The organism is Novosphingobium sp. UBA1939 (genome assembly GCF_002336885.1).
Lineage (GTDB): Bacteria > Pseudomonadota > Alphaproteobacteria > Sphingomonadales > Sphingomonadaceae > Novosphingobium.
Map to the genome: position 1 here is coordinate 1 of NZ_DDFB01000021.1, position 9,878 is coordinate 9,878.

Genomic DNA, 9,878 nt, shown 5'->3' on the forward strand with positions numbered 1-9,878 from the left:
GCGCAACGGGTTCCGGAGCGGGCGCGGCGGCCGGGGCGGCCTCAGGCCCACCGGCACGCGGCATCAGCTTGCGCCGCTTGACCTCGACCACCACCTTATTGGTGCGACCATGGCTGAAGGTCTGCTTGACCTCTCCCGCCTCGACCGAGGTCTTCAGGCCCAGCGGCCTGCGGCCCAGTGTCGGCTTCTTGTCGCTATCGCTCATCGAACTCATTCGCCCTTCGTATCAAAATCGTCATTCGCCACCGAAGCAGCGACATCACCGGCGGACTTTTCGTCACGCCCCATGAAATGCAGCAGCCGCTGAAGCGGTGCGGCAACCCTTGCGGCCGCCGCGTCGTCGGTCAGCGCCAGATGAACGACGTTGTCGCGGCCCAATGCCACAGACAGCGCCGCCCGGTCCAGCGGCAAGATGATGCCTTTCAGACCCGTGCCTTCGGCTTCCTCGCCCACCCGCCAGGCCTGCGCCAGCTTGTTCGGTCCATCGCTGCCGGCATCGCTGGCGTGCGCCAGGAACGTCACCGCGCCAGCCCGGCACCCCTGCGCGATCTTTTCGGTACCCAGCAGCATGTTGCCAGCGCGCAGTTCGATGCCCAGCCGATCCGTCAGCGCGCGCAGCAGCGCGGCTTCGGTCCGTTCGGGAAGGTCGGACGGAATCGTCAGCGGCGCGCCCTTGAAAGCCCGCGCCAGCGCGCCCTTGAGCTTGCCGCTGGCCAGCGCCTGCGCCAGCTCGGCCCGGCTCACGCCGATCCAGGCGCCCCGCCCCGGCGCGCGCGCCAAAGGGTCCGGCGCGACATCGCCCATGGGCGACAGCGCAAGCCGGATCAGCGCATCGCGGTCATCGTGACGACCGGTGAGCACGCAACGCCGCTCCGGCGAGGCTTCCCCCGCCGTGCGCGTCTTCTGCCTTTCGGCGACTAGCGGCTCATTGTGAGGATTCCGCATCAGCGGCCTCCTCGAATGCGGGGGCGGCAGCTTCCGGCTCGTCATCGAACCAGTGCGCGCGCGCAGCCATGATGATCTCGTTGCCCTGCTCTTCGCTCAGGCCATATTCGCCCAGCACGCCGCCCTTGTCTTCCGACCGTTCCGAACGGTCGCGGCGGGTGTTGTCGCGGCGGCGCTGCTCGGCCCGCTTGCGCGCGATCAGTTCGTCGGTGGCCAGATCGGCCAGATCGTCCAGCGTCTTGATCCCGGCCTTGCCCAGCGTGACCAGCATCGCTTCGGTCAGGTGCGGCAGCTCGGCCAGCGCATCCTCGACACCCAGCGCACGGCGTTCCTGGCGGAAACCATCCTCGCGGCGCTCCAACGCCTCGGCAGCGCGGCTTTGCAGTTCCTCGGCCAGTTCCTCGTCGAAGCCCTCGATCGTCGCCAGTTCGGCCACGTCGATGTAGGCGACTTCCTCCAGCTCGCTGAAGCCTTCGGCAACCAGCAGTTGCGACAGCGTTTCGTCGACGTCGAGTTCTTCCTCGAACATCTTCGAACGCTCGGCGAATTCCTTCTGGCGCTTCTCCGAAGCCTCGGCCTCGGTCAGAATGTCGATGGCCGAACCGGTCAGCGACGAAGCGAGGCGCACGTTCTGGCCACGGCGACCGATCGCCAGCGAAAGCTGGTCATCGGGCACCACCACTTCGATGCGGCTTTCCTCTTCGTCGATCACCACGCGGCTGACGGTGGCCGGCTGCAGCGCGTTGACCACGAACGTCGCGGTATCCTCGCTCCACGGGATGATGTCGATCTTTTCGCCCTGCAGTTCCTGCACGACGGCCTGCACGCGGCTGCCCTTCATGCCTACGCAGGCGCCGACGGGATCGATCGAGCTGTCGCGGCTGATCACGCCGATCTTGGCGCGGCTGCCCGGATCGCGGGCGGCGGCCTTGATCTCGATGATGCCGTCGTAGATTTCGGGCACTTCCTGCGCGAACAGCTTCTTCATGAAGTCCGGGTGCGCGCGGCTGAGGAAAATCTGCGGGCCGCGGTTCTGGCGCTCGACCTTCAGGATCAGCGCGCGCACGCGTTCGCCCACGCGCGGCACTTCGCGGGGGATCTGCTGGTCCCGACGGATCACGCCCTCGGCGCGGCCGAGGTTGACGATGACGTGGCCGAATTCGACCGACTTGATCACGCCGGTGATGACTTCGCTCGCGCGGTCCTTGAACTCTTCATACTGGCGATCACGTTCGGCGTCGCGAACCTTCTGGAAGATCACCTGCTTGGCCGACTGCGCATCGATGCGCCCCAGGTCCACCGGCGGCAGCGGATCGACGATGAAGTCGCCCACCTTGGCGCCCGGCTGCAGCTTTTCAGCCTGCTTGAGATCGACCTGCTTGAAGTAGTCCTCGACCACGTCGACCACTTCGACGACGCGCCACAGGCGCAGGTCGCCGGTGCGCGGATCCAGCTTCGCGCGGATATCGTTTTCGGCGCCGTAACGGTTGCGCGCCGACTTCTGGATAGCCTCCTCCATCGCCTCGATGACGATCGTCTTGTCGATCATCTTCTCGGTCGCAACCGCGTTGGCGATCGCGAGCAGCTCGGCGCGGTTGGCGGAAATCGCACTGGCCATGGTCAGTCTTCCTGTTCCTCAAGAATGTCGTCCGCGCCATCGAACTCTTCCACATCAACTCCGGAAGCGTCGATCGGCCGGGAGGCTGCGATCAGCTTGTCGGTCAGAACAAGCTTGGCATTGGCAATCAGGCCGAACGGCACGGCATAGGTCACGCCGTCGTCGGCAATCGAAATGGTCTCGCCCTCAAGGCCCAGCAGCTCACCACGGAACCGCTTGCGCCCTTCGAGCAGATCATCCAGCTCGATCCGGGCTTCGTGCCCGGTCCAGTTGGCGAAATCCTTGAGCCGGGTCAGCGGCCGATCGATGCCGGGCGAGCTGACCTCCAGGCGATAGGCGTCCTCGATCAGCACTTCGCCCGCTTCTTCCAGCGCGTCGATGCGATCGGAAATGCGATGCGACAGCGCCGCGCAGTCCGCTATCACGAGCTGGCCGGTTTCGGGCCGTTCGGCCATGATCTGGAGCGTGTGCTCCTCGTCGCCCACCTCGGTCTTGCCGAACAGGCGCACGCGCACGAGATCGAAACCGAGGGCCTTGGCCTCGGGTTCGACTACCTCGATGATCCGCGCGATATCCGCCATGCAAACTCCAAGCGCCGATGATGCGGCAAAACCCCGGAAACGGAAAAGGCCGATCGCGCCGGCCCCTTCCGGCGCCAGCCCTGACCTTGCCTTCACAATGTCGGGATGAAGCGCAGATAGGCGCGGGCGCACGATTTTGCAAGCCCAAACCGAACGGCAAAACGCGAACGGAGCACGAACCGCGATTGCCCGTCAGGCAAATGCCATAGATTGGGAATTTTTACCGAATTTCAGGAATGAATATCCGGTGAATAGGCCACCTCTTTACAGGGAACGGCGGATTTGAGCCATTTTTCAGGTTTGGCACGCCTTCTGCAAAGAGTTTGGCATCGACGGAACACACGCTTCGTCGCCCCATTCAAACCCGGCCATTCAAACCCCAAAGGACCCGACCCATGACCGCCATTCGCTCGTTCTCGAACCAGATCGCCGCCGCTTTCGCCGCGCTCACCCTTTCGCTGGCGCTGATCAGCGGCACCGTCTCCACGCCGGCCTCGTCGCCGGTCGCCGCCACCACCGTTTCGGGGTACGTCGCATGACCGACCTGCGCTTTGAAGATTCCGCCGTCCGCCCGGTTTCAAGCCGTGCCCCACGCTCCAGCCAGTTCCGCCTAAACAAGGCCCGCGGCAAGATCATGGGCGTTTCGGCCGGCATCGCCGACTATTTCGGCATCGATGTCACGCTGGTGCGCATCGCCTGGGTCGTCGGCACGCTGGTCGGCTTCGGCTCGCTGCTCCTGATCTATCTCGCCATCGGCCTGATCGCGGATTCCTGATCGCACATCCAGTTCGCGAAGCCGCAACAGCGCCGCGACCTGACGCCCGCCACCCCCCCGAACACCGGCCGGCGTCAACCGAGGCTCCTCCCCCCTGCCCCCTAGGGGAGGAGCCTCACTATCCCAATCAGACCGCGCGTCTTGTCAGACTGCGTCGGTCTTGGCGAAAGGCGAAAAGTCCGTGTCGGTATCGAACACGTCCACGCCTTCGCGCGCCTTGAGCCATCCGACCACGAAGTAGGTCGCCGGCGTCAGCACCACCTCCCACGCCACTTTCATCGCCCAATTCGTGACCATCACGGTCAGGACCGCCTGATGCGACCAGATGCCGAGGAAGGCGACCGGATAGAAGATCACGCTGTCCACCGCCTGCCCGAACACGGTCGATCCGATCGTGCGCGTCCACAGGTGCTTGCCCTGCGTCCACACCTTCATCCGCGCCATGACGAAACTGTTGACGAACTCCCCGGCCCAGAACGCCATGACCGAGGCCGCCACGATCCGCCAGGTGCTGCCGAACACCGACTCATAAGTCGTCTGGCAGATCGCACCGGCGGATTCGCGTGCGACCAGTTCGGCGAAACGGGCGTCCGCGCTGGAGGCGCAACCCCAGTCCGGCGAAGGCGGCATCGCCACCACCACGAAGCTCATCAGCGCCATGAACAGCAGCGCGAAGAACCCCATCCACACGCAACGGCGCGCGTTGGCGTAGCCATAGACTTCCGTCAGCACGTCCCCCAGCACGTAGGACACCGGGAAGAACAGGATGCCCGCGCCAAACGTCACGCCCCCCACCGTGGCCAGCTTGGCCGCGCCGATCAGGTTCGACAGCAGCAGGATGCCGACGAACCCCGCCATCATGTAGTCGAAATAGCGGAAATGCCGGCGCGCGCCCGCGCTGCCGGCAATTCGGGAAAGGGGCGGGGAAACGGGCGATGAAGGATGGGGATCGTTCATGAATCCCTGCTATCGCGATTTGCACACGGCGCAAAGCCGCCTTATGGGGCTGCTCGCGCGCGCCCGTAGCTCAGCTGGATAGAGCACCTGCCTTCTAAGCTGGTGGTCGCAGGTTCGAATCCTGCCGGGCGCGCCAATTTTTCAATAACTTGGTCGACTGTGCGCGTCAGTAGACGCTGCCCTTCCCCGAACCCGCCGCGCCGGCATCCTGCCCCGCCGGGCCGGCGAAGCGCCGCGCCAGCGCTTCGGCGCCGCGTGCCAGGATCGTCACGTCGGTCCCCACCGCCACGAAGCTTGCACCGAGTTCCAGGTAGCGCCGCGCCAGTGCCTCGTCGGCGATCAGCATGCCCACGGGCTTTCCGGCGGCGCGCACCGCCGCGATGCCGCTTTCGATCGCGGCCTGCACCGCGGGGTGCCCCGGATTGCCGAGGTGCCCCATGTCGGCCGCGAGATCGGACGGGCCGATGAACACGCCGTCCACGCCCGGCACCGCCGCAATCTCGGCAATCGCGGCCAGCGCGGCACGCGTTTCCACCTGCACCAGCAGGCAGATGTCGTCCGCGGCCCGTTCGAGATAGCCGGCTGTGCGGTTCCACCGGCTCGCGCGGCCGATCGCCGAGCCGACTCCCCGGAAACCCAGCGGCGGATAGCGCGTGGCCGCCACCATGTGCGCAGCCGCTTCCGCGCTATCGACCATCGGGATCAGCAGCGATCGCGCCCCAATATCGAGGTACTGCTTGACCAGCACCGCATCACCGATCGGCAGGCGCACCACCGGCTCCACCGGATAGGCTGCCGCGGCCTGCAACTGCGCCAGCACCAGCGGTATGGTGTTGGGGGCATGTTCGGCATCGATCAGCAGCCAGTCGAACCCCGCCCCGGCGCAGATTTCGCACGTGTAGGGTGAGGCGAGCGCCTGCCACAATCCGATCCGGGCAACGCCATCGGCGATGGCCTGCTTAAAGGCGTTCATCGCATCGTTCCTCCGTTGGCGGACATCACAGGAAACGGCATTCGACCGTGCCCCACGGTCCGAAATCGGCGCGAATCCGGCTGCCGCTCGGCGCTTCGACCGGGCGGATAAACGAGCCGGACAGCACGATCTGGCCACGTTCGATGCGCTGGCCATAAGCGCCCAGCCGCTTCGCCAGCCATGCCATCGAGATCAGCGGATCGCCCAGCACGCCCGCGCCAAGCCCGGTTTCCTCCACCTCGCCATTGCGCGAAACCACCGCGCCGACCCGGCCAAGATCGATGCCCGCAAGATCGCGCACCGGTTGGCCCAGCACCACGCCGCCGTTCGCGGCATTGTCCGAAATCGTATCGAACACGGTGCGCAGCCGGCCCGAAACCGGGTCCTGGCGGAAGATGCGCGTATCGAGAATTTCCAGCGCCGGCGCGACATAGTCGGTCGCCGCCAGTATCTCCGCCGGCGTGGCGTCCGGCGCCACATCCTTCTTCATCACGAAGGCGATTTCCGCCTCGATGCGGGGCTGGATGAATCGATCCCCGGCAATCTCCGCCCCGTTCGCGAAAGCCATGCTTTGCAGCAGCACGCCCGAATCCGGAATATCGATGGAAAGCGCAGCCTGCATCGCCTTCGACGTCAGGCCGATCTTCCAGCCGATCACCGGATCGCCCGCCGCCACTTTCGCGGCCACCCACGCGGCCTGGATCGCATAGGCATCGTCCATGGTCATCGCCGGGTGCGCATCGGTCAGCAGGCGGATTTGCGTGCGCGTGCGCTCCGCCTTGTCCAGTGCCCGTGCCGCCGCCAGCAAGGCGTCATCCGCCAGGGTGACGCCCGCTGTTCGGCCCGGGTTCGAAATCGCCGGGGCCAAGGTCACGCGGCCGACTTGCGGTTCGTGTCGAAGCCCATCTGCGCACCCAGCAGCGCCGGCGGCTCCTTGAGGTTCTCCTGCCACAGCAGCGATTCCATCGCGATCGTCAGCGGCTGGTTCTGGATCGTCAGTTCATAGACGTAATCGTCATACGACGCATGGTTGTGCACTGCCCAGCCCGGCGCCGACAGCATGAGATCGCCCGCCTTCCATTCATAGACGTTGCCCGCCACCGTGCTGCGGCCGGTGCCATGGAAGTAATAGTTGATCGATTCCGAAACGTGTCGGTGCGGGCGGTCCACGATCTTGGGCGGCCGAATGGTGATCGTGGCGAAGAAGTTCGGGGTAGTGCCGTTGGTACGGCCGGTCATCGGATTGTAGAGCAGGTAGAGACGGCGGCCGATGTAATCCTGCCCCAGGTCCTGCAGCTTCTTCAGTTCCGCCTCGACCTTCTCCCACGGCCAGTGCAGCGCATTGGATTCCACCGTCGGCGGATTGATCAGCTTTTCGTAGGGCATCAGCATCGCGCCATCGTCACCGATCGTGAAGGTGCCATAAGGGCTGTTGCGGCGCGGATTGATCGCGTCCTCCTCCTCGTGCGGCACGGCGGCCAGCAGCGGCGGATTGTCCTCCCAGTGGTGAACCTGCATGAATTGCAGCAGCGGGACGTTGGTATAGGTCAGGAACACCTGAAGATCGTTGCCGGTGTTCTCGCGCCAGTAGGGGACGAACGAAGGCGTGTTGTACACGTCGTACTTGCGGAACGGGATGCGGCGGTCGCCGATCACGGCCACGCCCTCGCCCCGGATGCAGAAGTTGACCTCGGTGGCGTTGTGGCGGAACGCCTGCGTGCGCTCGCCCGGCTTCAGCACGTTCAGCGAAACCTGTACCGAGGTCGCCAGGCCCGGTGTGGCCGGATTGGCGCGCGGATGCACGATCAGCGAACTGCGGCGCCCGTTCTCGGGCCGATCGATCGACGCCAGCCGCTCGATCTCGGCATCGATCTGTTCCTTGGTGATGATCGCCGGTGCCCAGGGATCGTTGAGCGGATAATACTGGCCGCTGACGTCGACGAACTTTCCGACGGTGTCCTCGAAATTGGTGCGCAGATCGTTCATGGCGCTCTCCTTGTTGCAAACGGGGTAAATCAGGCGGTCAGGCGCGGCGCCTGACGTTTGACCTCCGGCAGCGGACGGCCGAGGCCGGCGGCGCGCGCGCGCTTCAGCACGGCAATGCCCAGCGAGAGATCGGAAATGCCCATGCCCATGGCCTTGAACACGGTCAGGTCCGCGTCGGCCGGGCGGGTGGTGCCGGCGGCGACCAGCGCGCTCAGCGGCTGCAACCGTGCCCATGCGCCTTCGTCATCGCCCAAGGCCTCGATGAACTCACGGCTCAGCTTGCGGACCTGCGGCACGCTGTCGGCGGCCAGGACTCCGGCCCGCTCCAGCAGCGCCGGTTCGAACTCGGCCCGCTCCGGCGTGATCGCGCCGACGGCATTGATGTGAACGCCACGCGGCAAGGCATCGCGCGTGAGGAAAGGCGTGCGGGCGCGGGTTGCCAGCGTGACCACGTCCGCCCCGTCCAGCGCCTCGTCCAGCGTAGCCGTCGCGATCGCCTCGATCCGCAGGGTCTCCTCGATCCGCGCGGCCAGTGCCTCGCGGTTGGCGGCCGTCGAGCTCCACACGGTCACGCGGTCCAGCGGTCGCACCGCGGCCACGGCCGCCACCTGCGCCAGGCTCTGCTTGCCCGCGCCCACAATCGCCATGCGCCGGGCATCGGCCCGCGCCATCACGTCCGCGCCCAGTCCGCTGATGCCGCCGGTGCGCATCTGCCCCAAGGCGAAAGCCTCGATGATTGCCAGCACCGCGCCATCTTGCGCATCGATCAGGATCAGCAGCGGCATGGCCCCGCCGGCGGTATGCGCCCAGGTCTTGGTGCCCACCACGCCCCAGCCCTCGAACACCGCGCCGATGGCGTGCAATGTGGAACCGTTGTCCCAGGTGGCGTGAGTCTTGACCATGTTGGCGGCGCGGCCGGCCGCCTCCTCGCGCAACCCGTCGCGCAGCGCGTCGATCGCTTCGGGCAGCGACATCAGCGAGACGACGTCCGCTTCGGAAATCCACAGCCCGGCGCTCATACGCGCTGCTCCTCGAAGATCGAGGGAACGGGCGGAGCAAGTTCCAGCCCGTTCACGATCAGGGCGTGCGTGATGTAGCGGCCAACAAGGAACATCACCGCGATCGTGGAATCCGCGCCGATCCGGTCGATCGCCGCCTCGATTTCCGGCCGCACGCCCTTGCCCCGGCGCTCGACCATCGCGATCACCAGTCGCTGCACCGCGCGTTCAGCGTCCGACATCTCGGGCGCGCTGTCGGGCGAAACCTGCTCCACCGCGGCGACCCATGCTTCGCCAAAACCCAGCTTGCGCGAAAGCCGCTCATGCTGGTGCAGTTCATAGCGGTTGCCCATCAGCGTCGCCACGGTCAGCGCGCCGGTTTCGGTCAGACGGTCCGGCAGCGCCTTCTTCAGCGCCTCGGTCATTTCCATGAACGGCGCGAGAATGGCCGGCTGCACGCCCGAACACTTGAAGAATTCGCCAAGGTAGCCAAGCCGCGCGACCCGCGCCTCAAGGATTTCCTGCAAGCGCGGTGCCAGCGCATCGAACTCCAGCCGCACCATTCTCTCGCTCATCCGCTCTCTCCGCATTGGTCGCGGAGGCTTCATCGCTTCTTGTCGCTTAGATCGGAAATACATTATGAGATGATTGGCAATACCAAGAGAGTATCACATGGACTTGCGGCAACTGCGCTACCTGATCGCTTTGGCGGAAGAGCTGAACTTCACGCGCGCGGCGGCGCGCTGCAACGTGTCGCAGCCGCCGTTCAGCCGCGCCATCCGCGATCTGGAAACGGATATCGGCGCGCGGCTGTTCGATCGCGACAAGCATCGCGTGGCGCTGACGCCGGCCGGCGCCAGCATGGTGGAAGACGCGCGGCGATCGCTGGCGATGATCGAGGAAGGCCGGCATCGGGCGCAACGCACCGCCGCCGGCTATAGCGGCACGCTCACGTTCGGCTTCGGCGGCTCCACCGTCTATTCGCTACTACCGTCGCTCGTCGCCGGCTTCCGCAGGATCGCGCCCGACGTGCTGATCGGCTTTC

The 9,878-nt window shown here is 65.8% G+C and carries 13 protein-coding genes and 1 tRNA gene; 4 read left to right on the forward strand and 10 right to left on the reverse strand.

What is annotated here, in order from left to right; translation table 11 throughout:
- The 4 genes from B3547_RS03865 to rimP form a co-directional block, all read right to left on the reverse strand.
- A partial coding sequence (locus B3547_RS03865; protein ID WP_292960378.1) for a translation initiation factor IF-2 associated domain-containing protein occupies positions 1–205 on the reverse strand: 205 nt, incomplete at its 3' end.
- Between the two features lie 5 nt (positions 206–210).
- On the reverse strand, positions 211–945 hold the full coding sequence (locus B3547_RS03870) for a DUF448 domain-containing protein (protein ID WP_292960380.1): 735 nt from the start codon (positions 943–945) through the stop codon (positions 211–213).
- Positions 926–2,563, reverse strand: coding sequence for a transcription termination factor NusA (nusA, locus tag B3547_RS03875; RefSeq protein WP_292960382.1), 1,638 nt, complete (start codon positions 2,561–2,563; stop codon positions 926–928). The genes B3547_RS03870 and nusA overlap by 20 nt, the downstream gene beginning before the upstream one ends.
- Before the next feature lie 2 nt (positions 2,564–2,565).
- A complete protein-coding gene (gene rimP / locus B3547_RS03880; RefSeq protein ID WP_124810766.1) occupies positions 2,566–3,144 on the reverse strand; it encodes a ribosome maturation protein RimP in 579 nt (192 codons plus the stop codon).
- A 395-nt stretch (positions 3,145–3,539) separates the two neighbouring features.
- On the opposite strand from rimP, the gene B3547_RS03885 reads away from it, so the two are divergent.
- Together B3547_RS03885 and B3547_RS03890 are read left to right on the forward strand one after the other, a co-directional pair.
- Positions 3,540–3,683: a hypothetical protein gene (locus B3547_RS03885; protein ID WP_190287353.1), complete on the forward strand. Its 144-nt coding sequence runs from the start codon at positions 3,540–3,542 to the stop codon at positions 3,681–3,683.
- Entirely contained in the window at positions 3,680–3,919 is a 240-nt protein-coding gene (locus B3547_RS03890) for a PspC domain-containing protein (protein ID WP_292960389.1), read from the forward strand. Before B3547_RS03885 ends, B3547_RS03890 begins: the two co-directional genes overlap by 4 nt.
- Positions 3,920–4,063: 144 nt before the next feature.
- Here the strand turns inward: B3547_RS03890 and B3547_RS03895 are convergent, their stop codons facing one another.
- The gene (locus tag B3547_RS03895; RefSeq protein ID WP_292960391.1) at positions 4,064–4,876 is read right to left on the reverse strand and encodes a queuosine precursor transporter; all 813 of its coding nucleotides are present in this window, start codon (positions 4,874–4,876) and stop codon (positions 4,064–4,066) included.
- Positions 4,877–4,935: 59 nt separating this feature from the next.
- Between B3547_RS03895 and B3547_RS03900 the strand changes: the two genes are divergently transcribed.
- Positions 4,936–5,012: transfer RNA gene (locus B3547_RS03900), tRNA-Arg, on the forward strand.
- Positions 5,013–5,042: 30 nt separating this feature from the next.
- Here the strand turns inward: B3547_RS03900 and hpaI are convergent.
- The 5 genes from hpaI to B3547_RS03925 are packed head-to-tail and all read right to left on the reverse strand — an operon-like array spanning position 5,043 to position 9,408.
- Entirely contained in the window at positions 5,043–5,849 is an 807-nt protein-coding gene (gene hpaI, locus B3547_RS03905) for a 4-hydroxy-2-oxoheptanedioate aldolase (protein ID WP_292960393.1), read from the reverse strand.
- Positions 5,850–5,874: 25 nt separating this feature from the next.
- Entirely contained in the window at positions 5,875–6,723 is an 849-nt protein-coding gene (hpaH, locus tag B3547_RS03910) for a 2-oxo-hept-4-ene-1,7-dioate hydratase (protein WP_292960395.1), read from the reverse strand.
- Complete coding sequence (locus B3547_RS03915) at positions 6,720–7,835, reverse strand: cupin domain-containing protein (protein WP_292960397.1); 1,116 nt, start codon at positions 7,833–7,835, stop codon at positions 6,720–6,722. Before B3547_RS03915 ends, hpaH begins: the two co-directional genes overlap by 4 nt.
- Positions 7,836–7,864: 29 nt before the next feature.
- Positions 7,865–8,854, reverse strand: a complete 990-nt coding sequence (locus tag B3547_RS03920; protein WP_292960399.1) for an ornithine cyclodeaminase family protein — start codon at positions 8,852–8,854, stop codon at positions 7,865–7,867.
- Complete coding sequence (locus B3547_RS03925; RefSeq protein ID WP_292960402.1) at positions 8,851–9,408, reverse strand: carboxymuconolactone decarboxylase family protein; 558 nt, start codon at positions 9,406–9,408, stop codon at positions 8,851–8,853. Before B3547_RS03925 ends, B3547_RS03920 begins: the two co-directional genes overlap by 4 nt.
- 97 nt (positions 9,409–9,505) lie before the next feature.
- On the opposite strand from B3547_RS03925, the gene B3547_RS03930 reads away from it, so the two are divergent.
- The coding region (locus B3547_RS03930) for a LysR family transcriptional regulator (RefSeq protein ID WP_292960405.1) at positions 9,506–9,878 on the forward strand (373 nt) is incomplete at its 3' end.

Excerpts from the sequence above, each read along its gene's own strand:
- B3547_RS03870 (WP_292960380.1), bottom strand. The coding sequence starts at position 945 with ATGCGGAATCCTCACAATGAGCCGCTAGTCGCCGAAAGGCAGAAGACG.
- nusA (WP_292960382.1), bottom strand. The coding sequence starts at position 2,563 with ATGGCCAGTGCGATTTCCGCCAACCGCGCCGAGCTGCTCGCGATCGCC.
- rimP (WP_124810766.1), bottom strand. The coding sequence starts at position 3,144 with ATGGCGGATATCGCGCGGATCATCGAGGTAGTCGAACCCGAGGCCAAG.
- B3547_RS03885 (WP_190287353.1), top strand. The coding sequence starts at position 3,540 with ATGACCGCCATTCGCTCGTTCTCGAACCAGATCGCCGCCGCTTTCGCC.
- B3547_RS03890 (WP_292960389.1), top strand. The coding sequence starts at position 3,680 with ATGACCGACCTGCGCTTTGAAGATTCCGCCGTCCGCCCGGTTTCAAGC.
- B3547_RS03895 (WP_292960391.1), bottom strand. The coding sequence starts at position 4,876 with ATGAACGATCCCCATCCTTCATCGCCCGTTTCCCCGCCCCTTTCCCGA.
- hpaI (WP_292960393.1), bottom strand. The coding sequence starts at position 5,849 with ATGAACGCCTTTAAGCAGGCCATCGCCGATGGCGTTGCCCGGATCGGA.
- B3547_RS03915 (WP_292960397.1), bottom strand. The coding sequence starts at position 7,835 with ATGAACGATCTGCGCACCAATTTCGAGGACACCGTCGGAAAGTTCGTC.
- B3547_RS03920 (WP_292960399.1), bottom strand. The coding sequence starts at position 8,854 with ATGAGCGCCGGGCTGTGGATTTCCGAAGCGGACGTCGTCTCGCTGATG.
- B3547_RS03925 (WP_292960402.1), bottom strand. The coding sequence starts at position 9,408 with ATGAGCGAGAGAATGGTGCGGCTGGAGTTCGATGCGCTGGCACCGCGC.